Origin of the sequence: Leifsonia sp. TF02-11 (assembly GCF_017565305.1) — a bacterium.
Lineage (GTDB): Bacteria > Actinomycetota > Actinomycetes > Actinomycetales > Microbacteriaceae > Leifsonia.
Genome location: NZ_JAGEKP010000004.1, coordinates 332,341 through 352,253 on the forward strand (window position 1 = coordinate 332,341; position 19,913 = coordinate 352,253).

Below are 19,913 nucleotides of genomic sequence, written 5' to 3' on the forward strand. Positions count from 1 at the left end.
GGATCGACTGTTGCGCGCCGGCGATCGTCCGGCAGCATCCCGCGCCGCATAGGCTTCCCCCATGCCGATGTCCACGTACGTGCAGTCCATCCGGGACCGGATCGGACACGACTTCCTGCTCCTCCCCGGCGTCACCGCGGTGATCCGCGACGGCGAGCGCTTCCTGCTCGCACGTCACGCCGCCACCGAGCTGTGGAGCCTGATCGGCGGCGGCATCGAGCCGGGCGAGGAGCCCTCGGAGGCTCTCCGGCGCGAGGTGCTCGAAGAGACCGGCGCCGAGATCCGGATCCTCCGACTCGTCGGCGCCTACGGCGGCGACAGCCTGGCAGCCGAGACTCCGAACGGCGACCGCGTGGGGTACGTGACCATCGCGTACGAGTGTGAGCTACTCGGCCCGGCGGCACCGGACATGGACGAACTCGTGGAGCTCGCCTGGTTCGACCGCGACGCGATTCCCGCGCTCGCCCGACACGAGTGGATCGACCGGGTCGTCGCGGACGCCGAGTAGCGCTCATGCGGCAGCCGCCGACTAGAGTCCGGTGGCATGGACGACGACGTGCGTAACGCACGATTCCACCGACCCGTGGTCGTGGCGATGCTGTTCGCGGCCGAGCACAGCGCCGACATCCTCGCCCTCTGCGCTTCTGCAGAGGGCGACGACTCGTCACTCCGAGAGGCGATCATGACCGCATGGGGATTCGACGAGGTCCAAGCGGACGCGATCCTCGCAATGCAGGTCCGGCGCTTCACCCCGCGTGCGATCGAGCAGTTGCGGGGGTTGCTCGCCGATCTGGACGAACGGATCCGCGGATCCGAGAGGGAGGACGGCGGTACTGTGAACCCATGATGGTCTGGATCCTCGGCGCCGCGCTGGCGCTCGCGACTGGCACGACGGTCTGGTTCGTCGTGACGGGCAGGAAGAACGGGCCGGGCGAGTACGACATCAGCGCGGAGGACGTGGCGAGGTACCAGACGTACGGCAAGGACCGCGGAGGCCTGCACGGATAGTGCGGCAGTCCCGCTAGCATCGTGACCAACCGCGACGAAGGGGGACATCCGTCATGGAATCGAAGCTGCGACCGAAAGTGGTGCTGTGGTGGGGCATCGGCCTCACCGTCGCCGGAGCGCTCGTCACCCTGCTGCTGCCGCAGCTCGCCTACACGGTCGCCCTGCAGCCGGGCACGGCTACGGGCGTCGACCAGGCCTTGCTCACGCTGGTCAACCTCGTGATCCAGGTCGTCGGGCAGGTCCTGTCACCGCTCGGCGTCGCACTCATCGCCGCCTCGGTGGTGATGGCGTACGTTGGCGCGCGACTTCCGGCGGCGACTCCTGCGCCGGGACAGGCGCCCGTCGGCCGGTGAAAGCGGCCGGTGAAGTCGGCCGGTGAAAGCGGATCCGCGCGCTCGGAGCCGTCGGGCTGCGTGCGCGGTCGTCGGCTCCTGCCCGGTCAGCTCCCGCCGCTGAGCGGGCAGAAGTAGTACGTGCTCCCGTCCCGCACGGCGATCCCGGTCGGCAACAGAAAGCCGGTCGGCGCGTAGATGACGCCCCCGCCGAGGGTGCGACCGCGCGGAACCATGCCCGCGATGTCCGCTGGTCGGGCCTCGGTGTGCGTGTTGCCGCACGTGAAGTCGCGGTCTTCGTACTGCACCCGCGTCGGCACCGCACTCGGCCGCCGGGGCCTGGTGCGGACGCACCATGTCGGCGGCCCACCCCTAAACTGACGTCATCGGCGAAGGGGGACGATGATGCGACGGGCGGCGGTAGCGGCGGTCGCCGTGCTGGTCGTCGTGCTCGCGCTGACCGGGTGCGCCGCGACCGCGCGGGTCTACCACCACGACGACCGGCTTCCGGAACCGCACCTTCCACAGCGCTGAGCCGTCGACTCGCTGCTCCGACCAGAAGGGACGACCGAGTGATCACACTGCTGGTGCACGCATCATGCGCCAGCCCGCCGCCGAGCGGGCAGGAATGCAACGACACCGTGGCTCTCGACCTGCCCGTGCCGACGTGGCTGCCGCTCGCGATCCTCGCGGCGATCGTGGTCGTCGGAGTGGTGATCGCGCTGGTCAGGACGCGCCCGAAGCGCTCGTGAGCGACGGCTGTCCCGACATCCTGCGGGAGCGCACCGACACCGCCCGCAGGTGGAGGATGGCCAGATGAAGCTGACGCTCGACCTCCACGACATCTACAACCGCGGCGGCGACATCGATCGCGCCCTGCGCGCGGTCATCGCGGAGGCCGTGGCGAAGAAGGCTCCGCTGGTCGAGATCATCCCGGGGAAGGGATCGGGCGCGCTGAAGAAGAGGGTGCTGCGCTTCCTCGACCAACCCGAGGTCAAGGCGCAGTATCACCGGGTCGAGAAAGACTCGAAGAACTTCGGCCAGGTGTTCGTGCACTTCCGGTGGAAGTAGGCGAGTATCCCTCGACCGACGCGAGTGGATCGACCGGGGTCGTCGCGGACGCCGAGACGAGTGACGACGCTCGCCGAGCCGCGACCTAGAGTGGAGCCATGCGGCGACCGACTCTCTTCCTGATGGTCGGCCTGCCGGGGAGCGGCAAGACGACCCGCGCGCGCGACCTCGAACGCGAGCACGACGCGATCCGGTTCAGTCCGGACGAGTGGATGAAGCCGCTGTTCGGCGTCAGCGACGTCGACGGTCGCAGGGATGTCCTCGAAGGCCGGCTCATCTGGACGGCCGGCCAGGTGCTGCGTCGCGGCGGGAATGCGATCCTCGACTTCGGCCTCTGGGGCAGGGACGAGCGCGCCGCGCTGCACTGGTTCGCCGAGGACTGTGGTGCCGGCGCCAGGACGATCTCTGCGAACGCCGACGCCGAGACGCTGCTGGAACGCGTCAGCCGTCGTTGGCACGAGGATCCGGACGCCACCTGGGAGATGGACGCGGCCGCCCTCGCCGAGTGGCGCGCGGCCTTCCAAGAACCGGCTGAAGACGAGCTCGCCGGCACCTGGCACCCCTCGCCACCGGCCGGATTCGCGACCTGGCGGTCGTGGATGGGCGAGCGCTGGCCGACATCGGTGCAAGGCGTCGATCGACCAGTGACGCGTCCGTGAATACTGCGCTGGCATCCGGACCCGAGTCGCGGCGCGCCTGATCACGCGGACGGCGCTTCGCCCGGCTCCTCCGACCTCCCCAGCCGCGTGTACGCCTCCGGCTGTCTCCTTCGCAGCCGCAGCGCCCACCACGCTCCGACCGCGCCGAGCACGAACAACGGTCCGACCAGTGCGAGGTTGATCCAGCCGCTCATCGCGGTCAGCAGGTCGAAGTTCGTCAGCATCAGCCACAGTCCGACGGCCAACCCCAGTCCGCCGAGCGCGGGCGCGACGAACACCCGGAAGGGCGAGTGGCCCCGACGGTCCCTCCAGAAGAACCGGATGACCGCGAGCATGCAGAGCGCCTGAAGGAAGACGATGCCCACGATGCCCACACCGTTCGTCCAGAGCAGCAGCTGGAGGTACGGGTCGCCGCCCAGCACGAGCGTGACCAGGATGAGCAGCACCGATCCCCCGCTCACCACGAAGCTCGCCAGAAACGGCGATGCGAAACGGGGGTGGATCCGCGCGAACGACCGCGGAAGCATCCCGTCACGACCGAGGGCGAACATATACCGCGAGGTCGCGTTGTGGAAGGCGAGAGTCGCCGCGAAGATGCTGGTCAGCATCAGCACGTCCATCGTCACCTTCGCCCACGGGCCGAGGTACGAGTCGGCGAGCATGAAGTACAGGTTCTGGAAGTCGGCCGACCGTGCGTACTTCTCCAGTCCGTCCACGCCGAGCGCCGCCGTCGCCACCCAGGTGATGAACCCGTAGAAGAGCGCGAGGAACGCGACCGCGAGGTACGTCGCGCGCGGCACCGTGCGGGCCGGCCGCTTCGCCTCCTCCGAATAGATCGCGGTGCTCTCGAAGCCGAGGAAGGCCCCCAGCGCCAGCACGAACATTCCGCCGGACCTGGGGTTGAAGACATTGGCCGGTGCGAACGGCTCCGCGCTGACGTTCTTCGCACCCTCTGTCGCGAGCACCGCGACCGCCAGGACGACGAGGATCAGCACCTCCAGCCCCATCAGCACGCCGAGCAATCGGGCGCCGACGGTGATCTGCCGGTAGCCGAGGACGCCGACGACCGCGGCGCCCGCGAGTGCGAACACCGACCAGTGGATGTCGACCCCGGTGAGGTCCTTGATCGAGCTCTCCGCGTAGAACCCGAGGAAGCCGAAGAAGCCGAAGCAGATCAACGCGTAGGAGACGAGCGCGACGATCGCGCTGCCGGCGCCCGCCGGACGGCCGAGCCCCTTGCCGATGAATGCGTAGAACGCCCCGGCGCTGCGGACGTGCTGCGAGAACGCCGTCAGCCCGGCGGCGCACAGCAGGTACACCACTCCGGAGAACACGTACGCCCCCGGCGCGCCGATCCCTCCGAGGTTGAAGGCGAGCGGTGCGGCGCCGGCCATGACGGCCAGCGGTGCCGCCGCAGCGACCACGAAGAACACGATGTCGGTGACTCCGAGGGATCCGCCCTTGAGCCTGCCGGTCGTGGCGTCGCCGGTCTCCCCCACTGCGCGCGTCGACTGCGTCCCGGCGCCGGGCACCGTGGTCTCGCCGCTCACAGGGCCGGCCACCAATCCGCGTTCGCGGTGAGTGCGAGCTCGGCCTCCGCGGCGGCACCGATCCGGAAGACCGTCGGGTCGTCGTAGGTGCGGCCGACGATCTGGACCCCGGTGGGGACGCCGTTGGTTGCGCGACCGGACGGGACGGCGAGCACGGGCACCCGGCCGACGACGTTGAAGGGCAGCGTCATCAGCTGGGAGAACACCGCGGCGCTGTCGGTGCAGGCGGCGTCCGCCGGCATGCCGGTGTTCGCGATCGTCGGGCAGATCAGCGCATCGTACCTCTCGAGCACGGCGCCGAGCGGGCGATAGAACTCGGTCTCGTCCGCCAGCCCTTCCGCGAAGCTGCCCGCGCCTGACGCGGAGTCGATGAACGCGCGCGTGTACGGCATGAGCTGGGCGACACGCGCAGGATCGTCGTCGCCGACGCTCTCGATGAACGGCCCCATGATCCCGCCGAAGTGCGCCCACGCGATCTCGAGCACCTGCTCGGGCGTCCACGGGAGGTCGACCTCCTCGACCACCGCGCCGGCAGCGCGCACGGCGTCGGCGAATGCGGCGGTGTTCGCGACGACCTCGGGTGCCGGAGCGTAACCGCCGAGCGTGTACGAGAGTGCGATCCGCATTCCGGTCAGGTCGGTCACCTCGCCACTGACCCGCACGGTGGGCCGCAGGGAGGCCTGGTCGCCGGCCCATGGTCCCGCGATGACGTTCTGCAGCAGGGCGGTGTCGGCAACGCTGCGGGCCATCGGGCCGTCGGCGCAGTAGGTGTCCTGGTTGAAAGGTGCGAGTCCGGGAATGCGACCGAACGGTGCTTTGAACCCGACGACGCCGCAGTACGACGACGGAATGCGGATCGAGCCGCCGATGTCGGAGCCGGTCGCCAGGACCGTCTCCCCCGCCGCCAGCACGGCGCCCGAGCCGCCCGAGGATCCTCCCGGGGTCATCGCGGTGTTGTGCGGGTTGCGGGTGACGCCCCAGAGGGTGGTGTGCGTGACCGGTGCGCAGCAGAACTCGGGGGTGGTGGTGCGGCCGTGGACGACAGCGCCGCTCGCCAGAATGCGGGAGATGATCGGGTGGGTCTCGTCGGCGATCCGGCCCTGCTCGAGTAGGGATCCCTCTTCCGAGAGCCGGCCGGCGATCGGCTGCTCCTCTTTGAGCATGAGCGGGACGCCCTCCAGTTCGCGGGCCGTGCCGTTGCGATAGCGCGCCTCGGACTCGCGGGCCGCGTCGTACGCCTCGTCGAGGAGCTCCTCGGTGACGGCGCCGACGACGGGTTCGACGGCGCGGGTGCGCGCGACGACGGCGTCCAGCAGTTCTACGGGCGACAGCTCGCCGCTCCGGAACAGCGCGACGGCGTCGGTCGCCGTCAGGTGGTGGAGACTCGTGGACTTCCGCTCACGGGTGGATTCCTGCGTCAAGAGATATCGCTCCTTTGCGAATCTTGGTACTAAGTACCGTACTAAGTACGATCTATTACCCTACTTTCATGGCCCCACGTCAAGCGACCCGTGCTCGAGACTCACGACCCCGCGGGTCGCTGGACCGTCGCACCGTCGCGGCAACCGCCATCGAGGTGATCGAGGAGCACGGAATCGACAGCCTCACCATGCGCGCCCTCGCCTCGGAACTCGACTGCGGCACGATGACCCTCTACAGCCACGTGCGCAACCGCGACGACCTGATCGTCGCCATCCTGGAGCGGCTGATCGAGGAACTCGACGTCGTCGCGAACACGTCGCATCCCGACGACGGCTGGCGCGACGTCCTGACCCGCCTCTTCGGTGCTTACCGCGAGCTCGGCGAACGCCACCCCCGCGCGTTCGAGCTCCTCGCCCTGGCGCCCTACGATGCCGAGCCGGTCGCCTCCCACCTCGAAGGGGTACTCGCCAGCCTGGTGCGCACCGGACTCTCACCCGACGACGCACGCACGGTCCTGGCCATCTCTGACGCCTTCGCAACCGGCTTCCTGGTCGTCCGGGCACGCTCGACGACCCGCCCTGGTACAGCGACCGGCGCCTCCACCCCGCTCGGCGACCTGCGCTCGGTCGGCATGTACGACCGCGGGATCGAGGCGGTGCTCGCCGGAATCGAGGGGACGCTCACCGGAGCGGCGACGGACCATCGCTCCGCGTGAAGGTCGCGCTGCCGACCGCTGCTCGTCGATGTCCACTCGGCTCCGCGCCCGGGCGCCAGGGGGCGCCGGCCCTCGCAGGCAGCGGCACGAGCTACGAACTCGTACGGGGTCTTACTCGTCAGCCGTCTCGGCCGTCCGCAGGTGGAGGATCGCACGGATATGCCCGTCGTATTCGTCGAAGTCGACCGGATTGAACAGCCGTTCGACGACGACGAGTACGAGCACGAGTGCGACGAGGCCGAAGTACGTGGCCATCACCGCGACGACGCCGTGTTGGAGCGAGCCGGGCGGCGCTCCTCGGGGCAGCCGGGCCAGGTACATCGGATCGATCGCGCGGCCGGCGAAGACGTCGTGCACGGCGGTGAGTCCCCAAACGACGGCGACAACCCCGAAGGCGATGAGGACCAGCACGTCCGACGCGCGGCTCCGCGCAACGCGGGCTCTCCCGAGCTTCAGCCTGTATCGGAGCCCGTCGTGGACGCTGAGGAGCTGCAGCATCGACGTCCACATGAAGAACGACAACGCGGTGATGCCGTCGAACGTGCCGATCCCGAGCTGAGCGATCCTCGGCGGGATCGAAAGCCCGACCAGGCTCGGGATCCCGAGAAGAGCTACCAGTCCGCCGACGGCCACGATCGTGAGTGCACTGGACAACCAGGCGCTGACGTGACTGTTCCGACGCACCCGGGCGTCTTCCGCGGTCTGATCCCACATGGCGGCTGAACTAGGCTTCCAGCTTCGTCCTGACCTCGGCGGCCAGGCGCCGGCTGTCGGCGGCAACCGCCAACCACTCCTCGCGCGAAGCGGCGAAGTGCGGAAGTGACGCGAGATAGTCGGAAGTGACGGCGCTCTCGTCGAGCGCTGCAGCGATGAACTGCCACAGTTCCTGGTTCAGAGTCACCGTGCACGTCTGTCCTGGAGCGGGCCAGCTCTGGAGCCCCTCCAGCTCTTTCGGCCAATCCGGAATCTGACGCCAACCCTCTTCGCGAACTCGTTCTGCACGCTTCCGGGTCTTCGTGTCGTGCGCGTCGATCGCATTCGAAACGGCGTTGTCCATCGTGCCGTCGATCATCACCCAGTTAGCCGTCTCCAGCGTCAGCGTCTGTTGGTTCGTCCCCACGCCCACAGTCGCAGCGTATGGGAGGCCGTGGCGAGCGGAACATCCCCCGTCCGGGAGTGACTGCGCGAGGAGAGCCAGGGGCTCTGGGCTCATCGCGGCAGCCGCACCGCTGGTCGCGCGTAGACCAGAGTCGGCACTCGTTCCGCCCACGACTAGGAGTCCCAGAGGGGACGCGCCTGCGAGGCCAGCGCGAGAAGCGGCGCACTGTCGAGCACCACATGCGACTCCTGAACGCCGAAGGCCGGCCACTGCGCGACGACCTCGAGCGGCCCTTCCGGCGGCAGCGGCCAGAGCCACATCCCATCTTCGAACGTGTAGAAGTCCTCCGATCCGTTGCCGCTGCCGCGGGTGTGCGCAAGAGAGTGTCGCTCGGGAGCGACACGGTGGAGCCCCGGCGGCAGATCGAGGATGAGCTTCTGGTCGTCCCCCAGAACGACGCCATACCTCAGTCTCTCGGGATCGGAGCGGCCGAAACGATCATGCATTCGCGGCTGCATCTCCCGCCAGTCCCGGCGACGTGTGTTCCCGCGTCGGATTCGCCGCTCGACGACGAGTTCGACACCGTTGCCGTATACGCGCGCGATCGTGAGGATCATGGCGACTCTTTCGGTGACGGCGATCGTCTCGCCGATCGGGAAGGTCGCCGGGAGCTCCTCGTCAGAGGGCTTCCACCACGGTTCAGGCACGCGGGCTGAGCCCTCGGCCTCGTCTTCGGGCGGGTCGGCCGGAAAGAAGTTCACGACGGCAAGATGATCACAGCGCCTCAACGCTTCGCAAGGGTCGACGTCCGCAGGCTCGGCACGTTCAGCGGCCGGCCCATTAGCATCGTCTCGAACCGCGACGAAGGGGGACGTCCGTCATGGAATCGAAGCTGCTCCGCCGGCGCAGCATCGCGGCGAACACCCTCGTCGCGCTCGCGGCGGTGGTCCTGGTGATGATGGCGGCCGCCGACGCCTTCCTCCTCACTCAGTGGAACTTCGTGACGCGGATGCTCATGCTGGGCGCGCTCGTCGCGGTCGGCTGGCTCCCGGCCGCCCTGGTCATCATCGCCGTGTGCCTCCGACCGTACCGGGTGACCTTCGTCGCACTCGGCGTCGTCGGCGGCGCAGTGCTGACGACGCTGGTCCTGGTGTGGGTGGTTCCCGACGCGCCCTACCCATACCCGGCGATCTCGTGGCCACGGCGCGGATGACGAGCGGCAGCTGCTGAGACCTGGCCTCTCGTCAGGAGCGGTTCGGGGCGGGCTCATTGACCTCAACCACAGTTGAGTTCCTAGGGTGGCGCCATGACCTCTGCCGACCGTGACAGCCCGATGCCCGGCGACGGCTCGCCGACTCCTCCCGATCCGTTCACGGGAGAGGAGGGAGTGTTCGGCCGGCGATTCCGGTGGGTCACTATCGGGATGTTCCTGCTGGCGATGCTCGCGGCTTTCGTGGTGATGGCCGTGCGGACGGTGATGCCCATCGTGGGCCGTGAACTGCACGCCGACGGGCTCTACACCTTCGCGTTCGGCGGACCGCTCGCGGTCAGTGTGGTCGGGATGGTCCTGGCCGGCGTCTGGTCCGATCGCGGCAACCCGAGACACGCCCTCTTCGCCGCGGTCACGCTCCTCACCGTCGGACTCACGGTGACGGGTTGCGCCCCGGATATGTTCTTCTTCGTCATCGGCCGGCTGCTGCACGGCCTCGGCGGCGGCGCGATCACCGTTGCGCTCTATGCGATCGTGGCTCGCGCGTACCCACCCGCGCTGCACGCGCGCGTCTTCGCCGCCTTCGATGCTGCGTGGCTCCTGCCGTCGCTCGTCGGACCGGCGGTCGCCGGAATCCTGGCCGAGGCGATCGGCTGGCGCTGGGTCTTCCTCGGCGCGGTCGCACTGGTCGTGGTGGCGATGCTGATGATCGTGCCCGCACTGGGCAGTGTGGGGGAAGCGAGGGAGAGCGCGGCACAGTCCCGCGGGGGCCTCATCGGGCGGATAGTGTGGCCGGCCCTCGCCGCAGCGTCCGTGCTCGCGCTCACCCTCGCGGCCGAAGCGGAGGGCATCGTGCTCTGGATCGTCCCCGTCGTGGCCACCGTGGTCGCCTTCATCGCCGTTCGTCCTCTGCTCCCCGCGGGCACCCTGCGCGTTCGACGGGGACTGCCGAGCGTCGTTCTCATGCGTGGGCTGGTGACGGGCACGTTCTTCGCCGCGGAGGTGTATGTCCCCCTTCTCCTGGTCATCCGGTACGAAGCATCCGCGGCGACCGCGGGCCTGGCCCTGACCGCCGCCGGCGTCACCTGGTCGGTCGCCTCGTGGGCGCAGGGCCGATTCCCGCGGATCACCCACCGGCTGGCCGCACAGGCCGGCGCGTTCGGACTCACCCTCGCCGTCGGCTTACTCCTGATGACAGCCGTCACCGGTGCGGGGCCTGTCGTCGTCCTGATCGGCTGGGCGTTCGCGGGCGCCGGAATGGGGCTGATCTACCCGCGGCTCGCCGTTCTCACCCTCGAATACTCCTCCCCGCACAATCAGGGGTTCAACAGCTCGGCGGTGTCCATCGCTGAGTCGATCGGATCGGCGATCGTGCTGACAGCGACCTCGATCGTCTTCTCGGCGTTCGGAGGGACCGCCTCCGACACGTCGTTCGCCGCAGTGTTCGCGCTGACCGTCGTCTTCTGCGCGCTCGCCTGGGTGTGGGGTCCGCGCATGCTCCCTGCCCGCGGTAGCCGCTCCCCGTTGGATTCGCGGTCGGCGACCTAGGGACAGGACCTCGAATCGTTCTGTCCGCTGATGGAGGAGCGCGTCGGCCGTGGGAGGCACGGTTCTCAGAGCCCCGTGCCCTCACCAACGGATCTCCACCGGCTGATACGACCACGGCCCCGGACACTGACCCCACAGGCCGGTACGTTCGGCGCGGGTCGGGAGCGTGTGCACCGCGTCGGTGAGCACAGCGTCGGCCGCCTCCACCACCACGCGGATCGTCGTCGGCTGCACTGTCCCGCCGTCCAGGAACGGCGCGCGCTGAGGAACCCGGTAGATCCCGTCGTCGTCCGCCGACACGGTCGCGGGGGTACACCCGCTCTCGAAGCACGCCGACACCGTCGACGCCGAAGGCAGCGAACTCACGAACGCCAACTCGACCGGCGCCGTGTCCAGATATCCGATCGCCGGGCAGGCATTCAACACGCAGCCGGAGAGACCGACCGCCGACGCAAGGGCTGCCGCCCCGACGGCGATGGCGGTGCTTCCGCGTCGTCGCATGCCAGCAGACTAACGCGATCACGGTCGGCCCGCAGGAACCCGGCAGAGGTCGGCACGGCGAGCCCGTGACGCGGTGAATCGCTCGTCCGGCCACGCCAGGAACAACAAAACCCCCGGTCTCCCGGGGGTTTCTCGCTGTGGGCGATACTGGGATCGAACCAGTGACCTCTTCCGTGTCAGGGAAGCGCGCTACCGCTGCGCCAATCGCCCGAGCCTGATGTTCTCGAAATCGAGGTTCTCAGGATCGAGGTGGATACGGGATTCGAACCCGTGTATACGGCTTTGCAGGCCGCTGCCTCGCCTCTCGGCCAATCCACCGAAGCCACAACACGGAAGAACCGTACCGTATTCGAGAGGCCCGGTATCCGAGGAAACCAGGCCGACTCGAGCGGATGACGAGACTCGAACTCGCGACCCTCACCTTGGCAAGGTGATGCGCTACCAACTGCGCTACATCCGCATTTCGCACCCCGGTCTCCCGCGGCACTTGAATGACTTTAGCCGATCCGCGGGCCGATGACAAAACCGGCCGCGTCATCCGGGTGTGTCGCGGCGCGCAACGCCCGGTGCGCCGCCCCGATGTGCATTCGGGGGTCGCGGTCGGCTAGTATCGAGACTCGCAGCCGGAACCATCCGGACGCAGCGACGGGCGATTGGCGCAGTTGGTAGCGCGCTTCCTTCACACGGAAGAGGTCATCAGTTCGAGTCTGGTATCGCCCACCACGAAACGCACGGCCCCCGATCAGCGGGGGCCGCTTTCGTTTGCGCCCTCCCCCGGCTCGTCTCGCCCAACCTTACGTTCCGTGACAGCGCCGCTCGCGCCCCCGCCCGCCGTACGGCACCCTTGCTCAATGACCTTCTCGCCGGCACGCCCCCTGGAGGCGCTCTTCGCGTCCAGGTCGAGCATCAAGTGGCGCCGGTATCCGGCCGACGTGCTGCCGGTGTTCGTCGCCGAGATGGATTTCGACGTGGAGCCGGCCATCCTCGACCGGGTCGCCGACACCCTCCGCAACTCCGACACCGGGTACCTCGACTCCGCCGGCCCGCTGGCGCCCGCGTTCGCCGACTTCGCGTGGAGTTCGTGGGCGTGGGGCGTCGACCCGGCGTGGGTGCACCTGGCCACCGACGTGACCGTCGGGGTCGTGGAGTCCCTGCGGCTGGTGCTGCCCGAGGTGGGCGGGCGGGTCGTGCTCACGCCGCCGGTCTACCCGCCCTTCTTCGAGATGATCGAGGAGGCCGACGCCGTCGCCGTCACGGTGCCGCTGCGGGAGGACGCCGACTGGGCGCTCGACCTCGACGGGCTGGAGCGCGCGTTCGCGGCGGGCGTTGACGCGATGCTGCTGTGCAACCCGCAGAATCCGACGGGTCGATGTCACAGCCGTCGCACGCTGGAGGCGCTCGCGCGTCTCGCCGCCCGGTACGGGGTGTTCATCGTCAGCGACGAGGTCCACGCTCCGCTCGCCCACCCGGGCACCTGCTTCACCCCGTTCGCTCCCGTCGCCCGCGCGGCGGGAGCACGTTCGGTCACCGTGACGTCCGCCAGCAAGGCCTGGAACCTCGCCGGCCTCAAGTGCGCGGTCATCGTCGCCGCTGAGCCGGCCACGGCGAGCCTGCTCGAGCGGCTGCCGGAGGAGCTCGCCGCTCGCACCAGCATCCTCGGCCTCCACGCCAACGTCGCAGCGCTCTCCTGCCTGCGCTGGCGTGACGGGCTGCTCGACCAGCTGGTCGCGAACGTCCGGCTGCTGGAGGCGGAGGTCGCCCTCCATGCCCCGGACGTGCGGGTCGTGCGGCCCGATGCCGGCTACCTGGCCTGGCTCGACTTCCGCGCCACCGGACTCGGTGACGACCCGGCCCGCACCCTCATCGATGTCGGCCGGGTGGCGCTCAACTCCGGGCTGGCGTTCGGCGTCGAGGGTCGCGGCTTCGCGCGTATCAATCTCGCCTGCGACCCGAGCACGGTCGTGGAGGCCGTGCAGCGCATCGCCCGCACCATCGCCGCCGTCAACTCCCCCGCCCTCGCGGGTTAGCCTGCGGCAGCGGACAGTCCGCGCTCTAGGTCAGCCATCAGGTCACGGGGGCTCTCCAGGCCGATGGAGAGGCGGATCAGGCCGGGCGTGATCCCCGCGTCCAGCCGCTCGGCCTCCGTCAGCTTGGCGTGGATGGTGCTGCCGAGGTGGATGGCGAGCGTCCGCACGTCGCCGATGTGGGTCATCGGGCTGATCAGCTCCAGGGCGTCCAGGAACCGGCGCGCAGCCTCCCGGCCGCCGACCAGGTCGATCGAGACGATGGAGCCGGCACCACGTGGCAGGTACCGGCTGGCGAGCCCGTGGTACGGGTCGCCCTCCAGCCCCGCGTAGTGCACCCTGGCCACCTCCGCCCGCCCTTCGAGCCATGCGGCGACGGCCTGCGCGTTCTGCACGTGCCGGTCCATACGCACCGACAGTGTCTCGATGCCGTGCAGCAGCAGGAACGTGCTGAGCGGCGGCACGGTCGGCCCGTACTCGAGCACGATCACCGCACGCAGGTAGGCGAGCAGGGCGCCCGCGCCGAACCGCTCCACGAACGAGGGGGCGCCGGGACGCGGGGATTCCGTCAGCTGCGGGAACCGTTCAGCATGCGCCGCCCAGTCGAACCGGCCGGCGTCGACCACGGCCCCGCCGATCACGGACCCGTGACCCGACAGCCACTTGGAGGTCGAGTGCACGACGATGTCCGCGCCGTCTTCGATCGGCCGCCACAGGTACGGCGTCGGCACCGTGTTGTCGACCACCAGCGGCACTCCCGCGGCGTGCGCGATGCCGGCCAGCCGTGCGATGTCGACCACCTGGTTCAGCGGGTTCGGCAGCGTCTCGGTGTACACCGCCTTCGTGTTCGGGCGGATGCGGCGCGCCCAGTCGTCCTCGGTCGCGTCGTCGTCGACGTACTCGAACGCGATGCCCTGCCGCTTCAGGATGCCGCGGAACATCTCCCGCGTCCCCTCGTAGAGCGAGCGCGTGGCGAGGATGTGGTCTCCCGACTCGGCGAGCGCGTTGATCGCCGCGGCGATCGCGGCCTGCCCGCTGGAGACGACGATGCCGTCGACTCCGCCCTCCAGGTCGGCGATGCGGCGGCCGGCGACCGCGTTCGTGGGGTTGTCGTTGCGCGAGTAGGCCCGGTAGCGGCTGCGGCCGGCGAAGCGCTCCTCGCCGTCGTCGAAGTCGTCGAAGACGTAGCCGGCGGTCTGATAGATGGGCGTGACCCTGGCGCGTGTCTCGGTGTCCACGACCGACCCCGCGTGGATCTGGCGGGTCTCGAAGTCGAGTGGGCGCGAACAGTCGTCAGCCATGCGGCCACTGTAGTGACGAGCCGGGGGCCTCGTGGGGTGGCCCTTCACCGTTCGTCATGGAGACGCAGGGCGGGAGGCGTCAGCGCCAGCCGTAGAGCTCCTGGAGCGCTGTGCGCACCGTGGCGAACCGGCGGGCGTCCAGCGCGGCGGCCTCCCGGCGCATGCCGTTCGGGTGCACGCGGAACACCCGGTCGAGCCGGACGAAGCTGGGGCGTCTCTGTGCGTCCCACGGGCCGGATCCGATGGCGAGGTACTCCGGTCGTCCCGGGTGGGCCTGGCTGGTCAGCGCGACCGCGATCACCGCGCCACCCGGCTCGGAGGCGACGACGAGCACCGGGCGGTCCTTGCCGCGACCGTCCGCCTCCTCGTACGGAACCCAGGTCCAGACGATCTCGCCCGGGTCCGGATCGCCGTCGACGCGGGGACTGTACGACGTGCGGAGGCGCGCGAGACGGTGCGGATCGACTTCCCTGGTGGCATCGACGCCCGACCGACCCGGCTCGGCGCCGCCGACGCCCGACCGGGCAGGAGCGGAACCCGCCCGCTCAGGGGTCTTCGCCGACGGGCGGAACAGTCTCGCGATCGCGGTCAGGAGTCGGCTCACCCTGGGCACGATAGCGGACCCGCGTGAGTCCGATCGTGTACCGGAGGGCGAACGCGAGGCCCAGGGAGACGACGAACGCGCCGATCAGCACCGAGAAGCCGGCGATGCCCTGGACGGTGAACAGGTCGAAATTGCCGCTGTAGACCATCCCGCCGCCCCCGGCGAAAAGGCCGATGAAGAGGAGGCCGACCAGGCTCGCGACGGTGACGATGACGATCAGCGCCATGGAGGCTCCGAAGCGGGCACGCGCGGCGAGGTCGACCATCGTCGCGCAGGCGAGAGCGGCGATGACGCCGAGAAGCAACGCCCAGCCGAGAGTCAGGGCGCCGGACGCCGGCGTGATCGCCACCAGTCCGGAGAACGCACCGCAGAGCGCGCTCGTGGTCGTCGGACGGCGGAGGAGCACCCGGTCGACCGCCATCCAGGCGAGGCAGCCGCCCGCCGACGCGAGGAACGAGTTGATCGCGATGAGCCCGGTGTAGGCGTCGACGGCGCCCTCCGAGCCGGTGGTGAGCCCGAGCCAGCCGACCCAGACCAGTGAACCGCCGATCGCGATGCTGGCGAAGCTGCGCTCTTCCGGAGGCCGGTGCTCGCCGCGTCCGCAGGCGAGGATCACCCCGGCCGCTGACGCTCCGGCCGCCACGCCGATCGGCAGCGCGCCGCCGAAGTCGATGACGCCCAGCAGCCCGGTCGCCCAGCCGTCGTCGAGCGCGAAGACGGCGTACCCGACCGGATAGAGGACGAGCAGCGTCCAGAGCACGATGAACACGAGCCACGCGCGCAGGGTGATCCGCGACGCGACGGCCACTCCGACGATCGCGACGGACACCGCGCAGGCGGCCAGCTGTGCGCCGGCTCGCGCGAGCTCGTAGAGGGAGGCGCCCCGCGGGTCCGCCGCGCCGAATCCGGTCGTGAGCCCGAACGACGGCGTCCCGACGACGTGGGCGATCCACGGGGCTCCCGCGAGCATCCCGTAGCCGCCGAGCACGCCGAGCACGATGGTCGCCGCGGCGGCGATCGATGCGAACAGCAGGGCGCGGGAGGCCGCCGCCCGGCCGCCGAGGCCGCCGACGAAGAAGGCGAGCCCGAACGGGATGAGCAGGGTGAGGGCTCCGCAGACGAACAGGAGCAGCGTGTCCACCTGCTCGCTCGTCGCGACCATCCCGCTCCTTCGCCTTACGCGCCTCCCTTACCCTAGCTGGCGGGCAATGACGAGACGGGGTGCCGCCCGAAGGCGGCACCCCGTCCGTGTGTGTCTGTGATGTGGTGAGCCGAACGGTCAGACCGTCTCGAGCGAGTAGCCCTCCTCGCCGTGCACCACGGTGTCGACGCCGGCCAGCTCGTCCTCGTTCTTGATCCGGAAGCCCATGGTCTTCTGGATGACCCAGCCAATCGCGTAGGCCAGGACGAAGGAGTAGATGAGGACGCTGAAGGCGCCGAGCGCCTGCTCGCCGAGCTGCGACCAGCTGCCGCCGTACCAGAGGCTGGAGAAGGGCGCCTTGGGGTCGCCGTTGATGTGGGTGAAGCCGAAGATTCCGATCCACAGCGTTCCGATGATGCCGCCGATGAGGTGGATGCCGACCACGTCGAGCGAGTCGTCGAAGCCGAGCTTGAACTTCAGGTCGATGGCGACGGCGCAGACCGCGCCGGCGACCAGGCCGAGCAGCATGCCGAAGCCGGGGGTCAGGATGTTACAGGCCGGGGTGATCGCGACCAGACCCGCGACGGCTCCGGAGGCGGCGCCGATGGAGGTGGGTTTGCCGTCCTTGATCTTCTCGACGATCAGCCAACCGATGGTCGCGGCAGCGGGAGCGGCCAGGGTGTTGACCCAGGCGATCGCGGCGACGCCGTCGACACCGCCCTCCGAGCCGGCGTTGAAGCCGAACCAGCCGAACCACAGCAGCGCGGCGCCCAGCAGCGTCAGCGGCACGTTGTGCGGCTTGCTCATGCCCTTCGAGAAGCCGACGCGCTTGCCAAGGACGAGGGCGAGGGCAAGCCCTGCCGCACCGGCGTTGATGTGCACCGCGGTGCCGCCGGCGAAGTCGTTCACGTGCAGGATCGTCGCGATCCAGCCGTCCTTCAGGTTGAACACCCAGTAGGCGACCGGGAAGTACACGACCGTCACCCAGATCCCGGCGAACACCATCCAGGAGCCGAACTTCGCCCGGTCGGCGATGGCGCCGGAGATCAGCGCGACGGTGATGATGGCGAAGGTGGCCTGGAAGCCCGCGAACGCGAGACCGCCCAGGTCGGGCGTCATGCCGTCCTTGCCCATCAGGCTCGACAGGAACAGGTCGGGAGCGCCGAGGACGTGCGGGATGAGCGGGGTGCCGAAGGCCAGGCCGTAGCCGTAGACCACCCAGAGCACGCCGACGATGGCCATCGCGCCGAAGCTCATCATCATCATCGACACCACGCTCTTGGCGCGGACCATGCCGCCGTAGAAGAACGCGACGCCGGGCGTCATCAGAAGAACAAGTGCTGCGGCTACCAGCAGCCACAGGGCGTTGACGGTTCCTGTGGATGCGTAGTCCGCTGCTGTGTGCAACACCATGCCGGATCTCTACCTCTCTGTGCGACGCCCTGGGGAGGGTTCGAGCTCATCGGAGCCGAGCCGGGCGCTTCGGGGTGGAGCCAGTCTGTTCTTGAGAGGTTTCGGGTGCGGGATGCCGGTGTTTCGCCGGTGTTACGCGATCCCGTGCTGTGTAAACAGTCTGTTTCGCGGCGGTGGGAGTGTGGCGAGGGCGGGAAGGCGGCCGCTCACTCGTCGTGCGGCGGCAGCTCCCCCGCGGTGAGCGCGATCATGCGCGAGACCGAGCGGAGGTACTTCTTACGGTAGCCGCCGCCGAGCATCTCGTCGTCGAAGACGTCGTTCAGCGGGGTGCCGGTCTGCACGATCGGGATCTCCGCGTCGTACACGCGGTCGATGAAGGCGACCAGCCGCAGCGCCGCCATCTGGTCGTGCAGCACGTGCACATCGGCCAGTCCGATCACGTCGACGCCGTCGAGCATCTTGATGTACCGGGACGGGTGCACGGTGGCCAGGTGCGCGATCAGCGCGTCGAAGGTGTCGCTGGTCGCGGTCTCCCCCCGGCCGGCGAGCGCCGTCAGCACCCGGTCGTACTCGGCGTCGTCGACCGTCACGGCCGAGCCCGTGGTGTCGCGGCGACGGTAGTCGAGACCGTCGATGCGGAGGGTCTGGAAGTTCGCGGAGAGCGACTGGATCTCGCGCAGGAAGTCGCTCGCGGCGAACCGGCCCTCGCCGAGCGCGTTCGGCGGCGTGTTGCTCGTCGCGGCGATGCGGGTTCCCGAGGCCACCAGCTCGCCGAGCATCCGCGTCATCATCATCGTGTCGCCCGGGTCGTCGAGTTCGAACTCGTCGATGCAGATGAGGGTGGAGCCCTTCAGGAGCTGCACCGCGCCCGCATAGCCGAGGGCGCCGACCAGGGCCGTGTACTCGATGAACGTGCCGAAGTACTTGGGGCCGGGCGCCTCGTGCCAGAGCGCGGCGAGGAGGTGCGTCTTGCCGACGCCGAAGCCGCCGTCGAGGTAGACGCCCGGTTTCATGGCCTCCACCTTCTTGCGGCTGCGGCTGAACAGGCCGGCCGGTCGCTGCGGCTCCCACGACTTGGCGAAGAGCTTGAGCGTGGCGACGGCCTCCGACTGCGACGGGTAGTCGTGGTCGGGACGGTAGGAGTCGAAGGTGGCGTGCTCGAACTGCGACGGCGGAACCAGGCTCGCGGCGATCTCGGCGCCGGTGATCTGCGGAGAGCGGTCGGCGAGGCGGGGCAGGGCTCCGGTCGTCTCGAGGGTCATGGCGGGGTGCACCTTCGGTCGTCGTGGCTGTGTCGTAAGTATTTGTGTCGAAGTATTGACGGAGCGTCCTGCTCGTGCGGCACGCCGCGTAGCCTGGAGGTCGCGCCCCGCGAAATCGCAGGGTTCCAGCCTAAGCCGTAAGGATCAGCAGCATGGCCATCGCCACCGACCCGTCGTCCGACTTCGCCGGCTACGCCCACCCCGAACGCCTGGTCAGCACCGGCTGGCTCGCGGAGCACCTCGGCGAACCGGGGCTGGTCGTCGTGGAGTCCGACGAGGACGTGCTGCTGTACGACACCGGGCACATCCCCGGTTCGGTCAAGATCGACTGGCACACCGACCTCAACGACCCGGTCGTGCGCGACTACGTCAGCCCGGAGCGGTTCGCCGAGCTGCTCGGCTCGAAGGGCATCGCCCGCGACACGACCGTCGTGATCTACGGCGACAAGAACAACTGGTGGGCGGCCTACGCGCTGTGGGTGTTCACCCTCTTCGGACACGAGGACGTGCGCCTGCTCGACGGCGGCCGCGACAAGTGGATCGCCGAGGGCCGCGAGCTCACGCGCGACGTCCCGTCGCCCGTCTCTGTCGAGTACCCGGTCGTGGAGCGTGACGACCACACCATCCGCGCCTTCAAGGACGACGTCCTCGCCCACCTGGGCCGTCCGCTCATCGATGTCCGCTCGCCCGAGGAGTACAGCGGCGAGCGCACCGAGATCCCCGGCTACCCGACCGAGGGTGCGCTCCGCGCCGGCCACATCCCCTCTGCCGCCTCCGTGCCGTGGGCACGCGCCGCCGCCCCCGACGCGACCTTCAAACGCCGTGCCGACCTGGAGGCCATCTACCTGGGCGACGCCGGCCTGAAGCCCGGTGACGAGGTGATCGCGTACTGCCGCATCGGCGAGCGCTCCAGCCACACCTGGTTCGTGCTGACCCACCTGCTCGGATTCGAGAACGTGCGCAACTACGACGGATCGTGGACCGAGTGGGGCTCCGCGGTGCGCGTGCCGATCGTCACCGGTGCGGAGCCGGGCGAGGTTCCCGGCCGGTGAT

The 19,913-nt window shown here is 69.5% G+C and carries 25 protein-coding genes and 4 tRNA genes; 14 read left to right on the plus strand and 15 right to left on the minus strand.

Annotation, left to right across the window (positions count from 1 at the left end):
• The first annotated feature begins 61 nt into the window (after nt 1–61).
• From JNB50_RS07385 to JNB50_RS07400, 4 genes are read left to right on the plus strand one after another with little or no spacing between them, the layout of a single operon-like run.
• Complete coding sequence (locus tag JNB50_RS07385) at nt 62–508, plus strand: NUDIX domain-containing protein (RefSeq protein WP_243768134.1); 447 nt, start codon at nt 62–64, stop codon at nt 506–508.
• A gap of 36 nt (nt 509–544) precedes the next feature.
• Nucleotides 545–847, plus strand: coding sequence for a hypothetical protein (locus JNB50_RS07390; RefSeq protein ID WP_208039456.1), 303 nt, complete (start codon nt 545–547; stop codon nt 845–847).
• A complete protein-coding gene (locus tag JNB50_RS07395; RefSeq protein WP_208039457.1) occupies nt 844–1,008 on the plus strand; it encodes a hypothetical protein in 165 nt (54 codons plus the stop codon). Before JNB50_RS07390 ends, JNB50_RS07395 begins: the two co-directional genes overlap by 4 nt.
• Nucleotides 1,009–1,061: 53 nt before the next feature.
• Nucleotides 1,062–1,361, plus strand: coding sequence for a hypothetical protein (locus tag JNB50_RS07400; RefSeq protein WP_208039458.1), 300 nt, complete (start codon nt 1,062–1,064; stop codon nt 1,359–1,361).
• A gap of 86 nt (nt 1,362–1,447) precedes the next feature.
• On the opposite strand, the gene JNB50_RS07405 is transcribed toward JNB50_RS07400, so the two are convergent.
• Nucleotides 1,448–1,648, minus strand: coding sequence for a hypothetical protein (locus tag JNB50_RS07405; protein ID WP_208039459.1), 201 nt, complete (start codon nt 1,646–1,648; stop codon nt 1,448–1,450).
• A gap of 94 nt (nt 1,649–1,742) precedes the next feature.
• Here JNB50_RS07405 and JNB50_RS25445 point away from each other — a divergent pair, with 94 nt between their 5' ends.
• From JNB50_RS25445 to JNB50_RS07420, 4 genes are all read left to right on the plus strand, one after another.
• Complete coding sequence (locus JNB50_RS25445) at nt 1,743–1,874, plus strand: hypothetical protein (RefSeq protein ID WP_279553892.1); 132 nt, start codon at nt 1,743–1,745, stop codon at nt 1,872–1,874.
• 38 nt (nt 1,875–1,912) lie between these two features.
• Nucleotides 1,913–2,092 carry a hypothetical protein gene (locus JNB50_RS07410; protein WP_208039460.1) on the plus strand — a complete coding sequence of 60 codons (180 nt, stop codon included), beginning with the start codon at nt 1,913–1,915 and terminating at the stop codon, nt 2,090–2,092.
• A gap of 64 nt (nt 2,093–2,156) precedes the next feature.
• Entirely contained in the window at nt 2,157–2,411 is a 255-nt protein-coding gene (locus tag JNB50_RS07415) for a Smr/MutS family protein (RefSeq protein ID WP_208039461.1), read from the plus strand.
• Between the two features lie 98 nt (nt 2,412–2,509).
• The gene (locus tag JNB50_RS07420; protein WP_208039462.1) at nt 2,510–3,070 is read left to right on the plus strand and encodes an ATP-binding protein; all 561 of its coding nucleotides are present in this window, start codon (nt 2,510–2,512) and stop codon (nt 3,068–3,070) included.
• A 41-nt stretch (nt 3,071–3,111) separates the two neighbouring features.
• Here JNB50_RS07420 and JNB50_RS07425 read toward each other — a convergent pair whose 3' ends face one another.
• Nucleotides 3,112–4,620, minus strand: coding sequence for an APC family permease (locus JNB50_RS07425; protein ID WP_307794637.1), 1,509 nt, complete (start codon nt 4,618–4,620; stop codon nt 3,112–3,114).
• A complete protein-coding gene (locus tag JNB50_RS07430; protein WP_208039463.1) occupies nt 4,617–6,041 on the minus strand; it encodes an amidase in 1,425 nt (474 codons plus the stop codon). The genes JNB50_RS07425 and JNB50_RS07430 overlap by 4 nt, the downstream gene beginning before the upstream one ends.
• A 68-nt stretch (nt 6,042–6,109) precedes the next feature.
• On the opposite strand from JNB50_RS07430, the gene JNB50_RS07435 reads away from it, so the two are divergent.
• Nucleotides 6,110–6,757 carry a TetR/AcrR family transcriptional regulator gene (locus JNB50_RS07435; RefSeq protein WP_208039464.1) on the plus strand — a complete coding sequence of 216 codons (648 nt, stop codon included), beginning with the start codon at nt 6,110–6,112 and terminating at the stop codon, nt 6,755–6,757.
• Between the two features lie 111 nt (nt 6,758–6,868).
• On the opposite strand, the gene JNB50_RS07440 is transcribed toward JNB50_RS07435, so the two are convergent.
• The 3 genes from JNB50_RS07440 to JNB50_RS07450 all read right to left on the minus strand — a co-directional run bounded on the left by JNB50_RS07440 (nt 6,869) and on the right by JNB50_RS07450 (nt 8,617).
• Nucleotides 6,869–7,441, minus strand: a complete 573-nt coding sequence (locus tag JNB50_RS07440; protein WP_208039465.1) for a hypothetical protein — start codon at nt 7,439–7,441, stop codon at nt 6,869–6,871.
• 40 nt (nt 7,442–7,481) lie between these two features.
• Complete coding sequence (locus JNB50_RS07445; protein WP_208039466.1) at nt 7,482–7,883, minus strand: hypothetical protein; 402 nt, start codon at nt 7,881–7,883, stop codon at nt 7,482–7,484.
• A 146-nt stretch (nt 7,884–8,029) separates the two neighbouring features.
• Nucleotides 8,030–8,617 carry a hypothetical protein gene (locus tag JNB50_RS07450; protein WP_208039467.1) on the minus strand — a complete coding sequence of 196 codons (588 nt, stop codon included), beginning with the start codon at nt 8,615–8,617 and terminating at the stop codon, nt 8,030–8,032.
• Nucleotides 8,618–8,736: 119 nt separating this feature from the next.
• On the opposite strand from JNB50_RS07450, the gene JNB50_RS07455 reads away from it, so the two are divergent.
• Nucleotides 8,737–9,069, plus strand: coding sequence for a hypothetical protein (locus tag JNB50_RS07455; protein WP_208039468.1), 333 nt, complete (start codon nt 8,737–8,739; stop codon nt 9,067–9,069).
• A gap of 93 nt (nt 9,070–9,162) precedes the next feature.
• Nucleotides 9,163–10,614, plus strand: a complete 1,452-nt coding sequence (locus tag JNB50_RS07460; protein ID WP_243768135.1) for an MFS transporter — start codon at nt 9,163–9,165, stop codon at nt 10,612–10,614.
• 81 nt (nt 10,615–10,695) lie between these two features.
• Here JNB50_RS07460 and JNB50_RS07465 read toward each other — a convergent pair whose 3' ends face one another.
• From JNB50_RS07465 to JNB50_RS07480, 4 genes are all read right to left on the minus strand, one after another.
• Entirely contained in the window at nt 10,696–11,115 is a 420-nt protein-coding gene (locus JNB50_RS07465) for a hypothetical protein (RefSeq protein WP_243768136.1), read from the minus strand.
• 138 nt (nt 11,116–11,253) lie between these two features.
• Nucleotides 11,254–11,325 (minus strand) — tRNA-Val (locus JNB50_RS07470).
• Between the two features lie 37 nt (nt 11,326–11,362).
• Nucleotides 11,363–11,433, minus strand: a tRNA-Cys gene (locus JNB50_RS07475).
• Nucleotides 11,434–11,502: 69 nt separating this feature from the next.
• Nucleotides 11,503–11,575, minus strand: a tRNA-Gly gene (locus tag JNB50_RS07480).
• 187 nt (nt 11,576–11,762) lie between these two features.
• Here JNB50_RS07480 and JNB50_RS07485 point away from each other — a divergent pair.
• Nucleotides 11,763–11,838: transfer RNA gene (locus tag JNB50_RS07485), tRNA-Val, on the plus strand.
• Between the two features lie 128 nt (nt 11,839–11,966).
• Nucleotides 11,967–13,142 (plus strand): MalY/PatB family protein, encoded by a 1,176-nt coding sequence (locus tag JNB50_RS07490; RefSeq protein WP_208039469.1) that lies wholly within the window; start codon nt 11,967–11,969, stop codon nt 13,140–13,142.
• On the opposite strand, the gene JNB50_RS07495 is transcribed toward JNB50_RS07490, so the two are convergent.
• From JNB50_RS07495 to zapE, 5 genes are all read right to left on the minus strand, one after another.
• Nucleotides 13,139–14,440, minus strand: coding sequence for an O-acetylhomoserine aminocarboxypropyltransferase/cysteine synthase family protein (locus tag JNB50_RS07495; RefSeq protein WP_208039470.1), 1,302 nt, complete (start codon nt 14,438–14,440; stop codon nt 13,139–13,141). The genes JNB50_RS07490 and JNB50_RS07495 overlap by 4 nt on opposite strands.
• 79 nt (nt 14,441–14,519) lie before the next feature.
• Nucleotides 14,520–15,044: a type II toxin-antitoxin system PemK/MazF family toxin gene (locus JNB50_RS07500; RefSeq protein ID WP_307794638.1), complete on the minus strand. Its 525-nt coding sequence runs from the start codon at nt 15,042–15,044 to the stop codon at nt 14,520–14,522.
• Nucleotides 14,986–16,206: an ammonium transporter gene (locus JNB50_RS07505; protein WP_208039472.1), complete on the minus strand. Its 1,221-nt coding sequence runs from the start codon at nt 16,204–16,206 to the stop codon at nt 14,986–14,988. Before JNB50_RS07505 ends, JNB50_RS07500 begins: the two co-directional genes overlap by 59 nt.
• Nucleotides 16,207–16,323: 117 nt before the next feature.
• Nucleotides 16,324–17,598: an ammonium transporter gene (locus tag JNB50_RS07510; RefSeq protein WP_208039473.1), complete on the minus strand. Its 1,275-nt coding sequence runs from the start codon at nt 17,596–17,598 to the stop codon at nt 16,324–16,326.
• A 206-nt stretch (nt 17,599–17,804) separates the two neighbouring features.
• Nucleotides 17,805–18,860, minus strand: coding sequence for a cell division protein ZapE (gene zapE / locus JNB50_RS07515; RefSeq protein ID WP_208039474.1), 1,056 nt, complete (start codon nt 18,858–18,860; stop codon nt 17,805–17,807).
• 152 nt (nt 18,861–19,012) lie between these two features.
• Between zapE and JNB50_RS07520 the strand changes: the two genes are divergently transcribed.
• Nucleotides 19,013–19,912: a sulfurtransferase gene (locus JNB50_RS07520; RefSeq protein WP_208039475.1), complete on the plus strand. Its 900-nt coding sequence runs from the start codon at nt 19,013–19,015 to the stop codon at nt 19,910–19,912.
• The last annotated feature ends 1 nt before the right edge of the window (nt 19,913 follow it).

Coding starts and splice junctions, on each gene's coding strand:
- JNB50_RS07520 (WP_208039475.1), top strand. CDS start 19,013: ATGGCCATCGCCACCGACCCGTCGTCCGACTTCGCCGGCTACGCCCAC.
- zapE (WP_208039474.1), bottom strand. CDS start 18,860: ATGACCCTCGAGACGACCGGAGCCCTGCCCCGCCTCGCCGACCGCTCT.
- JNB50_RS07435 (WP_208039464.1), top strand. CDS start 6,110: ATGGCCCCACGTCAAGCGACCCGTGCTCGAGACTCACGACCCCGCGGG.
- JNB50_RS07505 (WP_208039472.1), bottom strand. CDS start 16,206: ATGGTCGCGACGAGCGAGCAGGTGGACACGCTGCTCCTGTTCGTCTGC.
- JNB50_RS25445 (WP_279553892.1), top strand. CDS start 1,743: ATGATGCGACGGGCGGCGGTAGCGGCGGTCGCCGTGCTGGTCGTCGTG.
- JNB50_RS07390 (WP_208039456.1), top strand. CDS start 545: ATGGACGACGACGTGCGTAACGCACGATTCCACCGACCCGTGGTCGTG.
- JNB50_RS07415 (WP_208039461.1), top strand. CDS start 2,157: ATGAAGCTGACGCTCGACCTCCACGACATCTACAACCGCGGCGGCGAC.
- JNB50_RS07455 (WP_208039468.1), top strand. CDS start 8,737: ATGGAATCGAAGCTGCTCCGCCGGCGCAGCATCGCGGCGAACACCCTC.
- JNB50_RS07465 (WP_243768136.1), bottom strand. CDS start 11,115: ATGCGACGACGCGGAAGCACCGCCATCGCCGTCGGGGCGGCAGCCCTT.
- JNB50_RS07490 (WP_208039469.1), top strand. CDS start 11,967: ATGACCTTCTCGCCGGCACGCCCCCTGGAGGCGCTCTTCGCGTCCAGG.
- JNB50_RS07400 (WP_208039458.1), top strand. CDS start 1,062: ATGGAATCGAAGCTGCGACCGAAAGTGGTGCTGTGGTGGGGCATCGGC.
- JNB50_RS07460 (WP_243768135.1), top strand. CDS start 9,163: ATGACCTCTGCCGACCGTGACAGCCCGATGCCCGGCGACGGCTCGCCG.
- JNB50_RS07510 (WP_208039473.1), bottom strand. CDS start 17,598: ATGGTGTTGCACACAGCAGCGGACTACGCATCCACAGGAACCGTCAAC.
- JNB50_RS07395 (WP_208039457.1), top strand. CDS start 844: ATGATGGTCTGGATCCTCGGCGCCGCGCTGGCGCTCGCGACTGGCACG.
- JNB50_RS07495 (WP_208039470.1), bottom strand. CDS start 14,440: ATGGCTGACGACTGTTCGCGCCCACTCGACTTCGAGACCCGCCAGATC.
- JNB50_RS07385 (WP_243768134.1), top strand. CDS start 62: ATGCCGATGTCCACGTACGTGCAGTCCATCCGGGACCGGATCGGACAC.
- JNB50_RS07420 (WP_208039462.1), top strand. CDS start 2,510: ATGCGGCGACCGACTCTCTTCCTGATGGTCGGCCTGCCGGGGAGCGGC.